Origin of the sequence: Geodermatophilus amargosae (genome assembly GCF_900116515.1) — a bacterium.
Classification (GTDB): Bacteria; Actinomycetota; Actinomycetes; order Mycobacteriales; family Geodermatophilaceae; genus Geodermatophilus; species Geodermatophilus amargosae.
Window position 1 is genome coordinate 1 of record NZ_FPBA01000003.1, and the last position, 18,575, is coordinate 18,575.

The window sequence follows — 18,575 nt, forward strand, 5'->3', positions numbered from 1 at the left end:
CCGAGCTGGTCCGGCTGGCCAAGATCCGCTGGCGGATCGAGCATGACTACCGCGAGCTGAAGACCGCCCTGGGCCTGGACCACTTCGAGGGCCGCACTTGGACCGGCTGGCACCGCCACGTCACCCTGGTCACTGCCGCCCAGCTGTTCCTCACCCTGCTGCGCACCAGCCCAAAAGCCCGTGTCTCGGCCTGAGCCTCTACGCCGTGCTCCACCAGCTGCAGGCCCTGCTAGCTACCTGGACCGGCACCTGCACCGTCTGCGGCTCCCACATCGACAGCCAACCTCGAGCACCGACCTAACAAAGCACTACTAGGTCGGGCGTCGCGACGCGCCGTCGGGCCAGGCCGAGCGCGGCAGGCCGATGGCGCCGGCCCACAGCCGGGTGAGCACGTCCACGGCGGCGTCCTCGTCGAGGTGCTCGCCCGGGTCCTGCCACAGGTGCGCGAAGGACTCGACCATCGCCCCCAGCGCGCTGGCGGTGGCCCGGGGCGGCAGGGCGCCGTCGGCGAGTCCCAGCTCCTGCAGCCGCACCAGGCCCTCCATCCCGCGGCGCACGAAGGCCTCCCGGACGTCGACCCGCAGCCGGCGGAACTCCTCGCGGGTGTCGGCCAGCGAGTCGAGCACCCGCAGGATGCGGGCGTGCCGGGTGACGGCCGTGAGGTAGAGCCGGTTGGCCGCCTCGATCCGGGCGTAGGGCGCGTCGGGCGGCAGCCGCGGGCCGACGGTGGTGGCGGTGAAGACGTCCTCCACCACGACGGCGACGATCGCCCGCAGCAGCGACTCCTTGGAGTCGAACCAGGTGTAGAAGGTGCCGTGCGAGACGCCGGCCCGCTCGGCCACGGCGTCGATGCGGACGTCGGCCCAGCCGCGCTCCTCGAACAGCTCGCGGCCGGCCTGCAGGAGGGCGGCGCGGGTGCGCCGTCCCCGGTCGGTGACCGGGACCTGCTCCTGCTGCACGCCTGTCGCCTGCTCCACGCCGGACACCGCCCACCTCCGCTCGCTCCGGGCCCGGGCAGCCTGCCACAGCCGACAGGGAGTTGACGCCCTCGTCAGGTCCTCGACAGACTGCGTGACCCAGACCACAGTCGCGCGGGAGAGGCCATCCATGGACAGGGGCATCGGCAGCTGGCCGACCCGGCGGGCGTTCCTCTCCGGGGACCGCACCGCCCTGGTCGCCGGCGACCGGCGGATCACCTACACCGAGTTCGACCGCCGCACCGACCAGCTCGCCCGGTCCCTGCGCGACCTCGGCGTACGGCAGGGCGACCGGGTGGCCGGGCTGCTGCTGAACAGCCCCGCCTTCCTCGAGACCATGTTCGCCACCGCCAAGCTCGGGGCGGTCCTCGTGCCGATGAACCTGCGCCTGGCACCTCCCGAGGTCGCCTACCTGCTCGCCGACTCCGGCGCCGACGTCTTCGTCTGGTCCGCCCCGCTGGCGCCCGTCGCCCGGGCTGCGCTGTCCGGCGAGGGCATCCGCGTGCGGCACCGGGTGGTCGCCGGCGGCGAGCCCCAGGACGGCGAGCTGGACCTCGAGGAGCTGCTGTCCGCCGGGGAGCCACGCGCGCTCGGCACCGACGTCGCCGGCAGCGACCTGTCCTGCCTGATGTACACCTCGGGCACCACCGGCCGCCCCAAGGGCGCGATGCTCACGCACGACAACCACCTGTGGAACGTGGTCAACGTGCTGTCCTTCGGCCGCGGGCTCAGGGAGAGCGACGTGACGGTGACCGTCGCGCCGATGTTCCACATCGGCGGGCTGGGCGTGCACACGCTGCCGCTGCTGTACCTGGGTGGCACCAACGTCGTCCTCCCCTCCTTCGACCCGGCGCAGACCCTCGGGGCGATGGCGCAGGCGCGCGCGACCGTGCAGTTCCTCGTCCCGGCGATGTGGGCCGCGCTGACGACGGTCCCCGACTTCGACCGCCACGACCTGTCCGCGCTGGAGCTCGCCGTCACCGGCGGCGCGCCGTGCCCGCTGCCGGTGATCGAGTTCTTCCAGGGCAAGGGCCTGCCCTTCCAGGAGGGCTTCGGCATGACCGAGACCGCGCCGGCCGTGTCGATCCTCGACGCCGACCACGTCAAGGAGAAGGCCGGCTCGATCGGCCGCGCGCTGATGCACGTCGAGGCGCGGATCGTCGACGACGACGACCGGGACGTCGCCACCGACGTCGTGGGCGAGCTGGTGGTGCGCGGGCCCAACGTGTTCGCCGGCTACTGGGGACTGCCCGAGGCGACGGCCGAGGCGTTCCGCAACGGCTGGTTCCACACCGGCGACCTGGGCCGGATGGACGCCGAGGGCTTCGTCACCCTCGTCGACCGCAAGAAGGACATGATCATCACCGGCGGCGAGAACGTGTACCCGATCGAGGTCGAGCAGGTGCTCTACCGGCACCCCGCGGTGCGCGAGGTCGCCGTCGTGGGCCTGCCCGACCCGCGCTGGGGCGAGACGCCGGTGGCCGTCGTCGCTCCCGCGGAGGGCGCGGAGCCCACCCCCGAGGAGCTGCTCGCGTACGCCCGGGAACGGCTGGCCCACTTTAAGTGCCCGACCCGCGTCGAGTTCGTGACCGAGCTGCCGCGCAACGCGACCGGCAAGGTCCTGAAGACGACCCTGCGCAGGGAGTACGGCGGCTCGGCGGAGTCCGTGCAGAGGTGACGGGGCCGGAGGTCGCCGATCCGTGGACCACCCCCGAGCGGGTCGCGCTGCGGCGGCTGGCTCACGACTTCGTCGCCCGCGAGGTCGCGCCGCACGTGGAGGCGTGGGAGACGGCCGGCGAACTGCCGCGGGACCTGCACCGCCGGGCCGCGGCGACCGGCCTGCTCGGCGTCGCCTTCCCGGAGGAGGTCGGCGGCGGGGGCGGGGACGCGGTCGACTCGGCCGTCGTCACCGAGGAGCTGCTGCTCGGCGGCGGGTCGACCGGGGTGGCGGCGAGCCTGTTCACGCACGGGATCGCGCTGCCGCACGTGGTGGCGAACGGGTCGGCCGCCCTGGTCGACCGCTACGTCCGCCCGACGCTGGCCGGGGAGCTGATCGGCTCGCTCGGTGTCACCAAGCCCGACGCCGGCTCCGACGTCGCGGGCCTGCGCACCCGGGCGGTGCGCGACGGCGACGAGTACGTGGTGAACGGCGCCAAGACCTACATCACCAGCGGCGTCCGGGCCGACTTCGTCACCACCGCCGTCCGCACCGGTGGGGAGGGCCACGGCGGGATCTCGCTGCTGGTGGTCGACAAGGGCACGCCCGGGTTCACCGTCAGCCGCCGGCTGGACAAGATGGGCTGGCGCTGCTCGGACACCGCCGAGCTGTCCTTCGTCGACGTGCGCGTGCCCGCCGGCAACCTGGTCGGCGCCGAGGGCAGCGGCTTCGTGCAGATCATGCAGCAGTTCCAGTCCGAGCGGCTGAGCCTGGCGGTGCAGGCCTACGCGACGGCGGCCCGCTGCCTCGACCTCGCCCTGGACTGGGTGCGGCAACGGCAGACGTTCGGGCGGCCGCTGTCCTCGCGCCAGGTCATCCGGCACAAGCTCGCCGAGATGGCCCGGCAGGTCGACGTCGCCCGCACCTACACGCGTGCGGTGATGCAGCGCTGGCTGGCCGGTGAGGACGTCGTGACCGAGGTGTCGATGGCCAAGAACACCGCGGTCGCCGCCTGCGACGTCGTCGTGGACGAGGCGGTGCAGGTCTTCGGCGGCCTGGGCTACATGCGCGAGTCGGAGGTCGAGCGCCACTACCGGGACGCCCGCATCCTCGGCATCGGTGGCGGGACCACCGAGATCATGAACGAGGTGATCGCCAAGCGCCTCGGCCTGTGAGTCCGGCCGCCGGAGGAGCGCACGCCCGGGCCCCGAGCGACCGGTGCAGGCGGCGATCGCCGGCCTGTTCTCCGTGCTGTCGGTGGTCTCCGTCGTCGGCACGGTCAGGCGCATGGCCGGCCAGGGCCGCCCCCGTCGCACGGCCCCCGGCTCCCGGGTCGCACGCCCGGGAGACTGGCCGCGTGCTGGTCACCTTCGACCTCTTCAGCGCGCTGGTCGACTCCCGATCGGGCGGGTCCGCCGCGTTCACCGAGCTCGCCGACTCGCGCGGCTGGCCGGTCGCGGGCGCGACCCTCTACGACGACTGGGACGCCCGGAACAAGGCCTCGCAGCGGGACCTGCCCGAGTGGGTGCCCTTCCGCGAGCACTGCCGGCGGGCCCTCGCCGGCACCTGTGCCGCGCTCGGCCTCGCCGGGGACCCGGACGCGGACGTCGACGCCCTGCTGGGCACGGTGGGCCGGTGGCCGCTGTGGCCCGACGTCGTCCCCGGCCTGGCCGACGTCGCCCGGCTGTACCGGGTCGGTGTGCTGTCCAACGTGGACGACGCGGTCTTCGCCGGCAGCCCGGTCGCCGGCCTGGTCGACGACGCCGCCGTCCTCACCTCGGAGCGGCTACGCGCCTACAAGCCCTCCCCCGAGATCTACCGGCGGGCACGGCAGGCGGCAGGCGGCGACCTGGTGCACGTCGCCAGCTCGGCGCGGGACGTCCGGGGCGCCCTCGAGGCGGGCATCAGGGTCGTCCGGCTCCGCCGCCCGGGGCACGCTCTCGATCCCGGGGGTCCGGCGCCCGACGTCGAGGTCGCGGCGGTCGCCGACCTCGTGGCGGTGCTCGCCGACCTGGCGCCACGCTGACCCGGATCCACTCCCGGGCACCGGCGGCGGAGCACGTCCTCGCCCCGCCGCCGACCGGCGACCACGACGGGACCGCCGACGTCCCGGCACCGCGACACCCCGGCGGCCGGCCCGCGGGGACGCCAGGGGCGACGGCTGACGGGCGTCCCGGTCAGCCGTGGGCGGGGGTCGCGACCTCCGGACCCGGAGCGGCCCGGCCGGCATGCCGGGGGCGCACGACCATCACCGGGCACGACGCGTGCACCACGCAGTGCAGGGCCACCGAACCGAGCACCAGCCCCGCCAGGCGGCTCCGGCTGCGGCTGCCGACGACCAGGAGACCGGCCCCCTCGGCCGTCCGCACGAGCACGTCCCCCGGTGCACCCGTCTCGACCCTCACCTCGACGTCCGGGTGCGTTCCCGGGCCGAGGACGCCGGCCACGATGCGGTCGGCACGGCCCTGGGCCGCCTCGAGCGTCTCGCCGACCGGCGGCGCGGGGACGGCGTCACTCCAGTAGGTCATCGGCTGGCAGACCAGGACGGCCTCGACGCGGGCCCCGAGCCCGCGGGCGTACTGCACGGCCTCGGTCAGCGCCGCGCGCGACACCGACGAGTCGTCGATGCCCACGACCACGCGCGAGACGGACGCCGGCGGGTCGGCGTGCACGACGACGACGGGGCACGAGGCGTGCGCGGAGACGTGCAGGGCCACCGAGCCGAGCAGTGCGCTGGCCACCGCTCCCCGGCCACGGCTGCCCACCACGAGCAGCCGGGCGCCCTCCGCCCGCAGCACCAGGGACTCGGCGGGGTCGCCCGGCACGACGGTGACGTGGACGGGGACGGCCTCGCCCGGGGCTGCTCCCCGGACCGCCGGGTCGGTCCTCGCCTCCGCGTCGGTCCTCGCCTCCGCGTCGGTCCTCGCCTCCGCGTCGGTCCTCGCCTCCGCGACGCCCTCGCGCAGCCGGACCTCCGTGTCGGAGCGGACCGCGTCGAGGCGGTGGGTGTCCAGCAGGGACGGTCCGACCCAGTAGGGGTCCACCGGGACGGCGCTGACCACCTCGACCTCGGCACCCGCGCGCGCCGCGGCCGTCAGCGCCCAGACCAGCGCGGCCCTCCCGCCGGGCGACCCGTCGACCCCCACGACGATCCGGTCGCCGCCCGGCTCCCCGGCCGTCCCCCCCGCCCCACCCTCGGTTCCCACAGCAGCCCGCTCCCCTCGCCGACGTCCGGTCGCTCCCAGCGTCGACCCGACCGGCCGACCGGGACGCGGACCGACGTCACCGGCGGTGCAGGACCTTCGTCCCGAGCAGCCTCCGCGACGCGCCGTGGTGCACGACCGCGGTCAGCGCGGACCGCGGGGCGTCGCCCACCACCGCCGGCGCGCCACGGGCCCGCGCACGGGCGGGACGTCGTCCGCGGCGAGCTCGTAGCGTCGCCCGTAGGTCTCCATGACCGCCTGGATCGCAGCGACGACGGGGATGGCGACCAGCGCGCCCATCGGGCCGAAGAGACTCACCCCGACGATGACCGAGCCGAGGGCGACCGCCGGGTGGATGTGGACCGTGCGGGCGGTGATCATCGGTCCGATCAGGTAGTTCTCCACCTGCTGGTACACGACGCCGAAGACCACCACCCAGAGGGCGTCCGCCGGCTGGCCGGCCAGTGCGACGACCGCCGGCAGGCCGATGGCGAGGTAGGTGCCCACGGTGGGGATGAACTGCGACACCAGCCCGGTCCAGAGCGCGAGCGGGGCCCAGTACGGCACTCCCAGGACCAGGAGGAAGACCGCCGTGACGAAGGCGCTGAGCAGGGCGAGCAGCAACCGGGAGAAGACGTACCCGCCGGTCTTCTCGACCGCGATGTCCCAGACGGTCGCGATGACGTGCTGCTGGCGAGGCGGGAAGCGCCGGGTGACGGTGTCGCGCAGCGCGGGCGCCTGGGCGGACATGTAGAAGGCGAACAGCAGGAACGTGAAGGTCTGGAAGACCGCCCCGATCACCGACGTCACGATCCCGAGGACGCCCGGCGTGAGTTCCTGCAGGACCTGCTGGATGCGGGCGGGCGTGAGCCGCAGCGAGTCGACGACGTCGTCGGGCTCCAACCGCGTGCCGAACGTCCGGTTGGCGCCGTCCACCGCGTTGGTGACGACCTCGGGCAGCGAGGTCACGAGTCCGGCCAGCTGGTCGACCAGCAGGGTGCCGAACGCGGCCACCAGGCCGGCTCCGAAGAGGACCACCGCGAGCATGACCAGGCCGGTGGCGGCGCCGCGGCGCATCCCCCGCCGGGTGAGCAGGTGCACACCGGGCTCGATGCTGATCGAGAACATCCAGGCCAGGAACACCAGGCCGAGGAAGCTCCGCAGGTGCGTGAACGCCCACGCCGCCGCCTGGTAGGTGGCGACGGCCAGGGCCACGGACAGGACGACGCGACGCAGCCAGGGCGGCTCCGTGCGCCATCGGCCGGGACCGCCGTCGGCGCCGGCCGATCCGGCCAGGGGCGGGACGGCGGCCCTGGCCTCCCGCCCGGCTGGCCCGTCGGGCACGTCACTCGCCGGCACGTCGGCACGGTAGAGCGGCGCGGCACGCAGGTCACGTGCCAGAGGTCCGGCACTTCGGGGCAGCACCACCCCGGCGGACCCGCCCGCACGCCTCCGGTGCCGCTCCTCCTCCGGGAGCGCGTCCCCGCGAGCGGACCGGCACCGGGCGTCACGGTCCCGACGGGCCCCGGTCCTGCGCGAGGAGCGCGATCAGCCCGTCCACCTCGTGCGCGGCCGTGGCGGGGTGCCGGAAGTGCTGGTGCGGCCGGATCTCGTACCGGGTGCGCCGGCCGTGCCGATGGCGGACCAGGTACCCGCCGTCGTCGAGGTCGCGGAGGATCGCCAGGGCCGCCCGCGGGGTGACGCCCACGCGCGCGGCGATGTCGGCGACCCGCGCGTCGGGGTCGGCCGCCACGGCCAGGAGCACGTGGCCGTGGTTGGTCAGGAACGTCCAGGACGGGCGGTCGGTCCGGGCGTCCTCGCTCACGGTGCGCTCCTTCGTCGGGTGGCGTGCACTGGTGAAGTCTGCTTCACTCGTTGTCGCGGAGGGGAGTATCCCCTGACGTCCCGTCGTCAGTACGGCGCCACGGCGCCCGGCGGGGCGGGCGCCCGGTGCGGCGCCGGGAGAGACCTCCGGTTGATGGACATCGACCGGAGGGAGGGGACGCGTGGGCGTCTCGCCGTTGCTGTGGCTGGCCGTTCTCGGCCTCATCGTGGGCATGCTGGCCGTCGACCTGTTCGCGCACCGCCGGGCCCACGTGATCGGGGTCCGCGAGGCCGCGACGTGGTCGGCACTGTGGGTGGCGATCGGCGTCGCCTTCGGCGCCTGGGTCTGGTGGGCGTACGGCGCCGACTCCGGCCAGCAGTACTTCGCCGGCTACCTGATCGAGAAGTCGCTGGCCGTGGACAACGTCTTCGTCTGGGCCATCCTCTTCACGTACTTCGCGGTGCCGAGGGAGTACCAGCACCGCGTGCTCTTCCTGGGCGTGCTCGGCGCCCTGGTCCTGCGCGGGGTGTTCATCGCCGGCGGCTCGGTGCTCATCGCGAGCTTCGACTGGGTGCTGTACCTGTTCGCGGCGTTCCTGCTCTGGACCGGCTACCGGATGATCCGCCCGCGCGACGAGCACCTGGACCCGGAGCGGTCCCGGGCGCTGCGGCTGTTCCGCCGCTGGGTGCCGATGACCGACGCCTATCACGGCCAGCGGTTCCTCGTCCGCCGCGACGGCGTCCTGCTGGCCACCCCGCTGCTGGCGGTGCTCGTCCTCGTCGAGCTCACCGACGTCGTCTTCGCCGTCGACTCGATCCCGGCGATCTTCGCGGTCACCGACGAGCCGTTCCTCGTCTTCACCGCCAACGCCTTCGCCCTCCTGGGGCTGCGGGCCATGTACTTCCTGCTCGCCGACCTGGTCCACCGGTTCGTGTACCTCAAGGTCGGCTTGGCCCTCGTGCTCGTGTGGGTCGGCGTCAAGATGGTGCTGAAGGTCGACCTGCTCTACGTGCCGACTCCGGTCAGCCTCGCGGTCATCGCCACCGTCATCGGCGTGTCGGTCGCCGCGAGCCTGCGGGTCACCCGCGGTCAGGGCCGGCGCGCCGTCGCGGCTCCGGCGGCCCCGCCCTTCCGGACCGCCACCCCGGAGGAGCTGGCGGCCGTGGAGCCGCTGTGGCGCCGGAGGACGCCGGCCGGGGAGCAGGAGGCCCCGTCCGCCGGGCGGCAGCCGTGAAGCGGGCCGGGCCGTCCCCGGCCGCGCACCGTCGCGTCGGCGGGGCGGGGCGAGGGACCCGCCCGTGCGGGACGGAGGTCCCTGTCCGCGATCCCCCGGAGGGCTGCAGCGTGGGGCCGGCAGCGCTCGCGGGCGCACCCGGCCGGCGCCGCCCCCGGGACGCCGGACGGAACGGGCGGGGGACGCGTGCACACCATCCGGGAGGAGCTGACCGACGAGGAGTGCCGGCGGCTGCTCGGCGCCACCTCGCGGGGGCACCTCGCCTTCACGCGGGACGCCCTGCCGGCGATCGCGCCCGTCCGCTACGCCGTGGACGGCGACCGGCTGGTGATCCCCGCCCGCCCGGACAGCGACCACCTCGCCCCCGCCGGCGGCGCCGTGGTGGTGCTGGGCATCGACGACGCCGAGGGGGACGCCCCGTGGGCGGTGACCGTCGTCGGCCCGGCCCGGACGGTCGCCGACCAGGACGTGCGGTACGTGGTCCTCACGATCGGGGTCCTCCGCGGCTGGCGGACGCTGCCCGCCCCGCCGCCGGCGTGACCCGACCGCAGCGGGACCGAGCCGGCACCCCGGCGCCTACTCCCGGAGGGCGGCCCGTGCCAGGCTCCCCGACGGAGCCGTCCGGTCCCAGGGGAGGTCCCGACATGAGCGAGCCGGAACGCCGTCGCGGACCGGACCCGGCCGGTGGGTCCGCGCTGGCCGGCATGCGGCTCACCGAGCTGATCGGCGAGGTGCAGGAGCGCCTGTCGGCGGTGGCGCGCAGCCAGGCCCGCGTCCAGCAACTGCTCGACGCCTTCCTGTCGGTCTCCTCCGGCCTGGACCTGGAGACGACGCTGCGGCGGATCGTGGCGACCGCCTGCGACCTGGTGGACGCCCGCTACGGGGCCCTGGGTGTGCTGGCCCCGCAAGGTGGCCTGGCGGCGTTCATCCACGTCGGCATCGAGGCCGAGCGGGCCGCCGCCATGGGTTCGCTGCCCGAGGGGAAGGGCGTGCTCGGGCAGCTGATCACCGAGCCGCACCCCCTGCGGATCGCCGACCTGAGCCAGCACCCCGCCTCGGTCGGCTTCCCGCCGGGACACCCGGAGATGCACGCCTTCCTCGGCGTGCCCGTCCTCGTCCGGGGCACCGTCTTCGGCAACCTGTACATGACCGAGAAGCGGCACGGGGAGTTCACCGCCGAGGACGAGGCCGTGCTCACCGCGCTCGCCGGAGCCGCCGGCGTCGCGGTCGACAACGCCCGGCTCTACGAGGAGGCCGAGGAGCGCCGGCGCTGGGCGACCGCCCTGTCCGACGTCCGGGCCAGCCTGCTCGACCCCGGTCCGGCCGAGCCGGCGCTGCGGCTGATCGCCGACCGGATCGCCCGCCTCACCGGCGCGGCCGCCGCGTGGATCATGGTCGGCCCCGACGCCGACGCCCGCTTCGAGGTCCGGGTGCAGGTCGGCGACGGGCTCGAGGACCTCACCGGGAGGCGGCTGGCGGTCTCCGACAGCCCGGTGCTGCAGGCTGCCGTGGCCGGCGCCGGGGACGTCGTCGCCGTCGACGTGTCCGGCCTCGCCCACGACGGGCCGGACGCACGCCCCGACTGGGGCCCGTGCCTGGCCGTCCCCCTCCGCGGCGCCCAGGTGGAGTCCGCGGTGGTCGTGGCGGCGCGCCGCGCCGGTGCCCCGGCGTTCGCCCCCGCGGTGACCCCGCTGGTCGGTGCCTTCGCCGACCAGGCCGCCGTCGCCCTGGATCTCGCCGCCCAGCAGCGGCTCGCCCGCCGGCTCGACGTCTACGAGGACCGCGACCGCATCGCCCGCGACCTGCACGACCACGTCATCCAGCGGGTGTTCGCGGCGGGCCTGAGCCTGCAGTCGGTGCTGCCGCGGGTCGGCGACCCGCAGGCCCAGCGCCGGATCCGCGACGTCGTCGGCCAGCTCGACGCCACCGTCCGGGACATCCGCACGAGCATCTTCGACCTGCACACCGCCGACCAGTCCGAGGACGCCGGCCTGCGCCGGGCTGTCCTCGACGTGGTGACCGGGACCTCCGGCGACCTCGGGTCGAGCGTGCGGGTGTCCGGCGCGGTCGACACCCTCGTCACCGGTGACCTCGCCGTCGACGTCGTCGCCGCGGCCCGGGAGGCGGTGAGCAACGCCGCCCGCCACTCCGGTGCGCGGCACGTGACGGTGACCCTCGACGTCGGGGACGAGGTCGTGCTGGAGATCCTCGACGACGGCCGCGGCATCGACGCCCGCGCCGCGCGCAGCGGGCTGCGCAACCTCGAGGAGCGAGCGGCCCGCCGCGGCGGCGGACTGACCGTCGACGGTCCGGCCGAGGGCGGGACGCGGCTGCGGTGGTGGGCGCCGCTGCCCTGAGCTGCCGTTCCGCGCTGCGGTCCTGACCGGGCCGCTCAGCCCCGGTGCGGACCGCCCGAGCGCAGCTCGGTCGCCAGCACCGCCGCCTGGGTGCGCCGCTCGAGGCCGAGCTTCGCCAGCAGGTGCGAGACGTAGTTCTTGACCGTCTTCTCGGCGAGGAACATCCGCTCGCCGATCTGCCGGTTGGTGAGACCCTCGCCGATGAGCTCCAGGACGGTGCGCTCCTGCTCGCTGAGCCGGGCGAGCGGGCCGGCGGGCTCGGCAGCACGGCGCATGCGCTCGAGCACCCTGGTGGTGGCGGCGGGGTCGAGCAGGGAGCCGCCCGCGGCCACCGTGCGGACCGCGCTCACCAGGTCGGCGCCGAGGATCTGCTTGAGCAGGTACCCCGACGCCCCGGCCATGATCGCCTCGAACAGCGCCTCGTCGTCGCTGTAACTGGTCAGCATGATCACCTTGAGCTCCGGCATCCGGCTGCGGAGCTCCCGGCAGACGGAGACGCCGTCGCCGTCGGGCAGCCGGATGTCGAGGAGGGCGACGTCGGGGCGCAGCGCAGGGACCCGGGCCAGCGCCTCGGCGGCGTTCTTCGCCTCCCCGACGACGGTGATGCCCGAGTCGGTCCCGAGGACGTCCGCCACACCGCGGCGCACGATCTCGTGGTCGTCGAGCAGGAACACCTGGATCGGGGGCCGCTGCCCGTCGTCCTCCACCGTGCCTCCCCCTCCCGCCGTCCCCGGCGCGTGGCTCCCGGCCGTCCGGCAGCTCCGGTCCCGAGGCTAGGGGGCCCAGGGCCCCGCGGTGCACCGTAGGTCCCTCGGGAGGGCGCTCACCGGGTCGGGGGGACGTCGAGGTCGAGCCGCAGCAGCCGCATCTCGGCGTAGCGGAGCTCGCCCTCGGGCAGGTGCCACGACGCCGAGCCACCTGTCATGCGGGGCCGGCCGTCGACGACGGTCCAGGCGTCGACCGTGGTCGTCCACGGCGCCCGCACCGGACCGCCGGGCAGGTCGGCCCATCGGTCCTCGGTCCGGAGCTCCCGCGGACGGCCGTCGTCGTCGAGGAGCACCTGGGCGGAGACCGTGCGTCCCGCGTCGGTGACCGAGACGGCGAGATCGTTGCCGCGCTCCTCCCACCGCGTGCGCGGGTGCAGCAGCATCGCCGGGGCGAGGAGGACCGCGTCGGCGAGCCAGGTGACGAGCTCCCCCTCGTCGAAGCGGGGACCCTCGCCGTCGGCGACGGTGATCACCCCGAGGGCCTTGCCGATCATCCGGCCGGTGCCCGAGCGGTAGGTGTCCCAGCCCCACATCGGCAGCGCACCGGCCAGGAGCAGCCGCATGCGGTAGAGGCGAGCCACCTCCTGGGCGGTGTCGTACTGCCACGCGTCGCACGGCATCCACCGACCGCTGGCACCGAGGCGGAACCGCCCGCTCAGGTGCGCCTGCAGCGACCACGTCCGGGGCCGGCCGACGACCCCCATGGCCCGCAGGTACCGGACGGCGGCCGGCGGGAGGCCGGTGAGGTCGTCCTCGGTCACCGGCGCCACGGACGGCCGGCCGGCGGGGAGGCCCGCGGCAGCCAGCCGACGGGTGAAGGCGCGCGGCGGCCGGGACGTGCCCGGGCGCTGGCTCGTCGTGGTCATCGGTCCTCCCGCGTGCGAGTGCTGCGGGAGGTGCTCCCGGCCGTCGCCCCTTGCCGGACGGTGGACTCGACGCTAGATCGACCGCACGGCACCGTTGCACCGCCGAAGGACCCCGCTGGAGGGTCGGAGGGCCCTCACCGGACGCCCCAGGACCGACCGGCGGATCGACGCGGGACTCCACGGTCCTGACCTGCGGGAACTGTCGGACCCCATCCGTAGGTTCGGGGTCGTGCAGGAGGTCGCCGGTCCCGGGTCGCTCATCGAGCGGGCCCTCGCAGGCTGGCTGGTCGAGCAGCCAGCGCCCCTCCGGCGGCTTCCCGTGGCTCTCCTCTCCCGTGAGCAGAAGGCCGCCGAGCTGCAGCGGGTGCAGGCGATCAAGGCCAGGGCCGCCGCCTACGAGGCCGAGCTGGTCCTGGGTCTGGCCGACGACTCCCCCGATGACGACGACCCGGCTCCCGGGACACCCGGGGCGCGGGCGCGGTCGTGGAAGCCCGATCCCGAGCTGCCCGGGGTGTCGGAGTTCTTCCCCGCCGAGCTGGCGGTGGTGCTCAACTGCGGGCGGCTGGCGGCGAGCCAGCTGGCGCACCGGGCGTGGACGTATCGGACGCACCTGCCGGCGACGTGGGCGGCGATGGCGGCCGGGGAGCTGGACGAGTACCGGGCCCGGACGCTGGTCGAGGTGCTGGAGCACACCGACCCGGCGGTCGCCCGCCAGGTCGAGGCCCGGGTGCTGCCCGAGGCCGCGCAGCTGACCGTCGGCAAGCTGAAGAAGCGCGCCTTGGCCCTTCTGCTCGAGCTGGACGCCGAGGCCGCCGACCGGCGGCGGGCGCAGCTCGGCGGCGCGCCGACGTCCGGGTCCACCCGTCCCCGCAGGAGGGCATGGCCACCCTCGCCGCCGATCTGCCCGCCGACGTCGCCGCCGCCTGCCACGCGCTGGTCGACCAGCTGGCCCGGATGCTCGAGGCCGACGGCGACGAGCGGCCCATCGGTGAACTGCGCACCCTGGTGTTCGCCGACCTGCTGCAACGCCCCTGGGACGACACCCGCCCACCGGTGACCGCGCACCTGCAGATCATCGCCACCCTGGCCGCGCTGGCCGGCCGCAGTGACCAGCCCGGCGAGGTCAACGGCCTGCCGATCACCGCCGCACAGCTGCGCGACCTGCTCGCCCAGCTCGACGCGCTCGGCGTGCGCACTCCCGAGGGCGGATCGGTCACACTCGCCCTCGCCGACGAGGACGGCGCCCTGCGGGCGACCAGCACGCTGGAGCAGCTGCGCCGGCTCGCCCGCCGCGGCTGCCCCGACCACCCGGCCGCTCCGGACACCGCCGACTGCGACTGTGCCGTGCTCGACCGGCCAGAGCAGGTCGACCGCTACGGCCCCTCCGCCGCCCAGCACCGGTTCGTGCGCACCCGCGACCGCACCTGCCGCTTCCCCACCTGCGGGCAACGGGTCGGGTGGGCCGACGCCGACCACGTCATCCCCCACGCGCACGGCGGCCCCACCGACTGCGCCAACCTGGTGCCTCTGTCGCAGCCACCACCGGCTCAAGACCTTCGCCCGCGGCTGGATCCAGATGAGCCCCGACGGGGTCCTCACCGTCACCACGCCCTCGGGCATCACCCGCACCACCCGGCCACCGGGCATGCGACCACCACCACCGGCACCCAATCCGCCGCCCGACGACGTCGAACGGGACCACCCACCGCCGTTCTGAGCGGCGGGCCGCCGGCCAGCGCCGGGGTCAGCCGAAGGTCAGGACGTCGGTGACCGGGCGGCGGTTCGTCGACGGCGTGCGGTCACCGCTCGGGTAGCCGAGACGCAGCAGCATCTGCGGGTAGCCGACCAGGCGCAGGCGGGAGCGGAGCTGGGTGCGTGTGGCCGGCCAGTCCAGCGCCTGGGTCAGCGGTGAGGCGGCCAGCCCGGCGGCGGTCGCCTCGAGCAGGACCCGGCCCAGCGCGCGGCCGGCGGTCGACCACGCCGCCCTGTCGTCGCCGTCGGTGCCCATGAGGACGACGGTCGGCCGCTCCACCGCGGGCGGCGGGCGTCCGGGTCGAGGTCACGCCCGGACGGGCCGTCGCCCGACCGCGAGCCGACCAGGAAGTCGCGGACCGACCAGTTCGACGGCCGGGCCGACGGGTCGTCGGCCGGTACCGCGGCCACCGGGATGCCGTCGACGGCGGCCGGGTCGGTGCGCATCCACTGCTGGAGCTCGGCGAGGTACTCCGGTTCCCCCTGCTCGATCTCCTCGGCGCGGGAGACGAGGAAGGCGGTGGCGACCTCCTCGTCCTCCCCGCTGATCGGCTCGAGCCACACGCGGAGGTCCCCCGCGATGGCCTGCAGCCGGTCGACCACCTCGTCCGGCACCGCGCGCGACAGGAACGGCGCCCGTTCGGTGTGCCGTTCGGCGATCGCCGCACCCGGGGCGCGATCCCGTTCCTCCGGCTCGCGCGGGCCCGTCACCGTGACGGTGGCCAGCAGGTCCGGGTCGGCCGGGTCGGGCGGCAGGTCCACCTCGGCGGCCCTTCCCGTAGCGGCCAGGGCGACGACGGCGAACTCCACCGCCACCCCGCCGCTGACGATCCGCTGCCGCCCGCTGGGGTCGAGGGCCCGCAGCGCCCGCGACGGGTCGGTGCGCACGAGCAGCCGGTCGCCGTCCGCGGTGAACGACCACGGCTGCGTGTTGTGGATCGACGGGGCGCGCGTCGCCGCCTCCACCACCCGGGTCCACTCCTGCTGGTCCACGCCCCGTCCTCCCGATCCATCCGTTCCGGATGGGTTCCTCGGGCCGTCGGTCGCGCGCCGGCCCGGGCCGTACGGGTCAACCGGCCGGCCGCTCGAGTGGGGTGGCGGCCAGCAGCCGGGCCCACCACGGGCGCCGCGTGGGGGCCGGGAGCGGGGCCCGTCGCCAGAGGCGCCGGGCCGGCCGCACCGCCATCGCCCCGCCCTTCATGCTCACCCAGCCGCCGGGGCCCATGGTCACTCGGGCCACGACCGGACCCGGCCGCCGCGCGAGGCGGGAGGCCACCGCGACCGCGCCGAGGACGACCTCGGCGGTGGCGACCACCCGCGTGACGTCGACGACGGGACGCGGGCGCACCCGCTCCGGCCGGGCCGCGAGGGCCGGCCCTGGGCGGGTGGGTACGGCGGTGTCGGTCATCGGTCCTCCCGGGTCGGCGGTCGACGACGACCGTGACACGGGCGGACCGCCCGCAGCCCGGGGCCGGAGGTCCCGGCCGCCGGGACCTCCGGCCCGGCGCGCGACCGGGTCAGCGACCCCGGCGGGCGAAGGTGGTCAGGCGCACGGCCTCGGGGAGGGTCTCGAGGGCGTCCAGGAGGTCGGCGGGCAGCGGCCCGCTGACGTCGGTGACCGCGTAGCCGAGCTCGCCACGGGTGGCCAGCACCTGGCCGTCGACGTTGAGCCCGTGCTCGCCGACCAGTGCGTCGACGCGTGCGAGCACCCCGGGCACGTTGCGGTGCAGCAGCGCGAACCGCGCCACCGACGACCCGTGCAGCGCCACGGTGGGCAGGTTGACGCTGAGGTTCGTCGTCCCGGTGGCGGTGTAGTCGACGAGCTTGCCGGCGACGAAGCGCCCGATGTCGTGCTGCGCCTCCTGCGTCGAGCCACCGACGTGCGGCGTGAGGATCACGTTGGGCAGGCCGCGCAGCACGGAGGTGAACGGGTCGCCCTGCTCGCGCGGCTCCTCGGGGAAGACGTCGACGGCGGCACCGGCGATGTGGCCGCTGAGCACGTGGTCCCGCAGGGCCTCGTGGTCGACCACGAAGCCGCGCGAGAGGTTGAGGAACAGGCTGCGCCGGGGCATCCGCGAGAACTGCTCGGCGCCGAACAGCCCCGCGTTGCCGGCGCGCCCGTCGACGTGCAGCGTCACCGTCTCCGAGCGCTCGAGCAGCTCCTCGAGGCTGGTGCACGCCTGCGCGTTGCCGAGCGCGAGCTTCTCCTCGAGGTCGTAGAACAGCACCCGCATGCCCAGCGCCTCGGCGAGCACGGACAGCTGGCTGCCGATGTTGCCGTAGCCGACGATGCCGAGGGTGCGCCCACGGACCTCGTGGCTGCCGGCCGCGGACTTGTCCCAGGAGCCCGCGTGCAGCGCGCGGTCGCGGTCGATCAGCCGACGGGCCAGGCAGATGATCTCCGCGAGCGCCATCTCCACGACGCTGCGCGTGTTGGAGTACGGCGCGTTGAACACCGCCACCCCCGCGCCCGCCGCCCGGACGAGGTCGATCTGGTTGGTGCCGATGCAGAACGCGCCGATCGCCGCGAGCTCCGGGCGGGCGCGCAGCACCGCGGCGGTCACCTGCGTCTTCGACCGGATGCCCAGCACGTCGACGCCGTCGAGCGCGGCGGTCAGGTCGGCCTCGTCCAGCGCCCCGCGCTGCGACTCGACCTCGAAGCCGGCCGCGCCGAGCAGCTCGGCCGCCACCGGGTCGATGTTCTCCAGCAGCAGGGCTCTGGGCACGGGGTGGGACCTCCTCGGGCGCGGGGCCACCGGCGGACTCCGTCGCGACGAGTATCCCGTCGCCACCGGGAGGGCCCGGTCGGCGGGGGTCGACGCGGAGGGGCGGGGTGCGAGTACGGCGCCGCCGGGAGCTCAGAGGCCGAGGGAGCCGGAGGCGGGGTCGGCCCACCGGCTGGAGGCGTCGTACGACCGGACCACGAGGGACTTCCACCGGCCGGTCCGGCTGATCTCCTTCTCGGGCACGCCCTGGGCGTAGGCCGTGGTGGCGAAGCCGCGGCGCAGCGAGTGCGGGGACAGCCCCTCGGCGGAGACCCCGGCCCGCGCGGCGGCGCGCTGCAGGACCAGGTCGACGCTGCGGGTGGTCAGGGGTGCCGCCCCGAGCCGCGGGACGCTCCCCTTCCCCACCGACCGGAACAGCGGTCCCGAGGTGACGCCCTGCTCCGCCAGGGCGGCGAGCCACGCACGGACCGCGCGCACCGGACAGGTGGTCTCGCGGACCCCCTCGGCGAGGGCGAGGGTCTCCCCGGCGCCCTCCTGGTCGGTCTTGGAGAACCGGAGGAGGACGTCCAGGCCACCGTGCCCGGCCGGGACGAGGTCCTCGATCCGCAGGCCGCACAGGTCGGAGGCCCGCAGGCCGAGGGCGTAGCCGACCAGGATGAGACAGCGGTCGCGCGCTCCCCCGAGGGTGTCCGGGAGGTCCTCGACGAGGGCGCGGACGGTGGCGGTGTCCACCGCGCGGGCCCGCCGCGGCCGGTACCCGCTGCGGACGGCGGTCCGGCGGATCCCGGTGAGGGTGCGCCGCACCCCCTCGCTGTCGCCCGGCGGGGAGAGCCCGGCGTTCCGGTGCGCGTCGTTCAGGGCGGACAGCCGGCGGGCGACGTAGCGCGGGCTGTGCCCGTCGTCGGCCATCGCGGCGAGCCAGGCCGCCACGGTGAGCGGATCGGCCGGCAGCGCGGCGGGCAGCGAGCGGCTCCGGCACCAGGTGGCCCAGGCGGCGACGTCGCGCGCGTAGGCCTCCCGCGTGGAGTCGGCGAGGGACGCGTCGACGTACGCCCCGATCGCGCCGAGGTCACCGGGCAGCAGCAGTCCGTCGTCGGCCGGCGTCACGGGAACGGCGACTCGGTGGAGAGACGGCCGCTCCTCCCCTGGATCGGGGCTCACCCTCTGCTCGGACATCGCTTCGCAGAATAGGTGCTTCTCGGAAGCAACTG

Annotated in this window: 19 protein-coding genes; 8 read left to right on the forward strand and 11 right to left on the reverse strand. The window is 75.4% G+C overall.

The window, feature by feature from the left end:
* On the forward strand, window positions 1–194 hold a 194-nt coding region (locus tag BM414_RS05200; RefSeq protein WP_139245716.1), incomplete at its 5' end, for a transposase.
* 117 nt (window positions 195–311) lie between these two features.
* Here BM414_RS05200 and BM414_RS05205 read toward each other — a convergent pair.
* A complete protein-coding gene (locus BM414_RS05205) occupies window positions 312–977 on the reverse strand; it encodes a TetR/AcrR family transcriptional regulator (protein ID WP_175551428.1) in 666 nt (221 codons plus the stop codon).
* A gap of 130 nt (window positions 978–1,107) precedes the next feature.
* Here BM414_RS05205 and BM414_RS05210 point away from each other — a divergent pair, with 130 nt between their 5' ends.
* From BM414_RS05210 to BM414_RS05220, 3 genes are all read left to right on the forward strand, one after another.
* On the forward strand, window positions 1,108–2,655 hold the full coding sequence (locus tag BM414_RS05210; RefSeq protein WP_093578400.1) for an acyl-CoA synthetase: 1,548 nt from the start codon (window positions 1,108–1,110) through the stop codon (window positions 2,653–2,655).
* Complete coding sequence (locus BM414_RS05215) at window positions 2,652–3,809, forward strand: acyl-CoA dehydrogenase family protein (RefSeq protein WP_093578401.1); 1,158 nt, start codon at window positions 2,652–2,654, stop codon at window positions 3,807–3,809. Before BM414_RS05210 ends, BM414_RS05215 begins: the two co-directional genes overlap by 4 nt.
* A gap of 182 nt (window positions 3,810–3,991) precedes the next feature.
* Complete coding sequence (locus BM414_RS05220) at window positions 3,992–4,660, forward strand: HAD family hydrolase (RefSeq protein ID WP_093578402.1); 669 nt, start codon at window positions 3,992–3,994, stop codon at window positions 4,658–4,660.
* A gap of 151 nt (window positions 4,661–4,811) precedes the next feature.
* On the opposite strand, the gene BM414_RS05225 is transcribed toward BM414_RS05220, so the two are convergent.
* From BM414_RS05225 to BM414_RS05235, 3 genes are all read right to left on the reverse strand, one after another.
* On the reverse strand, window positions 4,812–5,840 hold the full coding sequence (locus BM414_RS05225) for a universal stress protein (protein ID WP_093578403.1): 1,029 nt from the start codon (window positions 5,838–5,840) through the stop codon (window positions 4,812–4,814).
* 141 nt (window positions 5,841–5,981) lie between these two features.
* Window positions 5,982–7,196 carry an AI-2E family transporter gene (locus BM414_RS05230; RefSeq protein ID WP_245784503.1) on the reverse strand — a complete coding sequence of 405 codons (1,215 nt, stop codon included), beginning with the start codon at window positions 7,194–7,196 and terminating at the stop codon, window positions 5,982–5,984.
* Between the two features lie 148 nt (window positions 7,197–7,344).
* Window positions 7,345–7,662 (reverse strand): winged helix-turn-helix domain-containing protein, encoded by a 318-nt coding sequence (locus BM414_RS05235; protein WP_093578404.1) that lies wholly within the window; start codon window positions 7,660–7,662, stop codon window positions 7,345–7,347.
* A 181-nt stretch (window positions 7,663–7,843) separates the two neighbouring features.
* Here BM414_RS05235 and BM414_RS05240 point away from each other — a divergent pair, with 181 nt between their 5' ends.
* The 3 genes from BM414_RS05240 (at window position 7,844) to BM414_RS05250 (ending at window position 11,253) form a co-directional block, all read left to right on the forward strand.
* Window positions 7,844–8,896: a TerC family protein gene (locus tag BM414_RS05240; protein WP_093578405.1), complete on the forward strand. Its 1,053-nt coding sequence runs from the start codon at window positions 7,844–7,846 to the stop codon at window positions 8,894–8,896.
* 186 nt (window positions 8,897–9,082) lie between these two features.
* Window positions 9,083–9,436, forward strand: a complete 354-nt coding sequence (locus BM414_RS05245) for a pyridoxamine 5'-phosphate oxidase family protein (protein ID WP_175551429.1) — start codon at window positions 9,083–9,085, stop codon at window positions 9,434–9,436.
* 104 nt (window positions 9,437–9,540) lie between these two features.
* A complete protein-coding gene (locus BM414_RS05250; RefSeq protein WP_093578407.1) occupies window positions 9,541–11,253 on the forward strand; it encodes a GAF domain-containing sensor histidine kinase in 1,713 nt (570 codons plus the stop codon).
* Between the two features lie 35 nt (window positions 11,254–11,288).
* Here the strand turns inward: BM414_RS05250 and BM414_RS05255 are convergent, their stop codons facing one another.
* Window positions 11,289–11,960 carry a response regulator gene (locus BM414_RS05255; RefSeq protein WP_093578408.1) on the reverse strand — a complete coding sequence of 224 codons (672 nt, stop codon included), beginning with the start codon at window positions 11,958–11,960 and terminating at the stop codon, window positions 11,289–11,291.
* Window positions 11,961–12,076: 116 nt separating this feature from the next.
* Window positions 12,077–12,886, reverse strand: coding sequence for a DUF6544 family protein (locus tag BM414_RS05260; RefSeq protein WP_093578409.1), 810 nt, complete (start codon window positions 12,884–12,886; stop codon window positions 12,077–12,079).
* 229 nt (window positions 12,887–13,115) lie between these two features.
* Here BM414_RS05260 and BM414_RS30625 point away from each other — a divergent pair, with 229 nt between their 5' ends.
* Entirely contained in the window at window positions 13,116–13,943 is an 828-nt protein-coding gene (locus BM414_RS30625) for a DUF222 domain-containing protein (protein ID WP_245784504.1), read from the forward strand.
* 687 nt (window positions 13,944–14,630) lie between these two features.
* Here the strand turns inward: BM414_RS30625 and BM414_RS05270 are convergent.
* The 5 genes from BM414_RS05270 to BM414_RS05290 all read right to left on the reverse strand — a co-directional run bounded on the left by BM414_RS05270 (window position 14,631) and on the right by BM414_RS05290 (window position 18,471).
* The gene (locus BM414_RS05270) at window positions 14,631–14,894 is read right to left on the reverse strand and encodes a hypothetical protein (protein ID WP_093578410.1); all 264 of its coding nucleotides are present in this window, start codon (window positions 14,892–14,894) and stop codon (window positions 14,631–14,633) included.
* On the reverse strand, window positions 14,789–15,631 hold the full coding sequence (locus BM414_RS05275) for a nitroreductase family protein (protein WP_093578411.1): 843 nt from the start codon (window positions 15,629–15,631) through the stop codon (window positions 14,789–14,791). The genes BM414_RS05270 and BM414_RS05275 overlap by 106 nt, the downstream gene beginning before the upstream one ends.
* Window positions 15,632–15,707: 76 nt before the next feature.
* Window positions 15,708–16,046, reverse strand: coding sequence for a hypothetical protein (locus tag BM414_RS05280; protein WP_093578412.1), 339 nt, complete (start codon window positions 16,044–16,046; stop codon window positions 15,708–15,710).
* A 109-nt stretch (window positions 16,047–16,155) separates the two neighbouring features.
* The gene (gene serA / locus BM414_RS05285) at window positions 16,156–17,364 is read right to left on the reverse strand and encodes a phosphoglycerate dehydrogenase (protein ID WP_093578413.1); all 1,209 of its coding nucleotides are present in this window, start codon (window positions 17,362–17,364) and stop codon (window positions 16,156–16,158) included.
* 132 nt (window positions 17,365–17,496) lie between these two features.
* Window positions 17,497–18,471 carry a site-specific integrase gene (locus BM414_RS05290; protein ID WP_245784505.1) on the reverse strand — a complete coding sequence of 325 codons (975 nt, stop codon included), beginning with the start codon at window positions 18,469–18,471 and terminating at the stop codon, window positions 17,497–17,499.
* Window positions 18,472–18,575 lie beyond the last annotated feature (104 nt).

Excerpts from the sequence above, each read along its gene's own strand:
- BM414_RS05210 (WP_093578400.1), top strand. The coding sequence starts at position 1,108 with ATGGACAGGGGCATCGGCAGCTGGCCGACCCGGCGGGCGTTCCTCTCC.
- BM414_RS05250 (WP_093578407.1), top strand. The coding sequence starts at position 9,541 with ATGAGCGAGCCGGAACGCCGTCGCGGACCGGACCCGGCCGGTGGGTCC.
- BM414_RS05260 (WP_093578409.1), bottom strand. The coding sequence starts at position 12,886 with ATGACCACGACGAGCCAGCGCCCGGGCACGTCCCGGCCGCCGCGCGCC.
- BM414_RS05270 (WP_093578410.1), bottom strand. The coding sequence starts at position 14,894 with ATGGGCACCGACGGCGACGACAGGGCGGCGTGGTCGACCGCCGGCCGC.
- BM414_RS05280 (WP_093578412.1), bottom strand. The coding sequence starts at position 16,046 with ATGACCGACACCGCCGTACCCACCCGCCCAGGGCCGGCCCTCGCGGCC.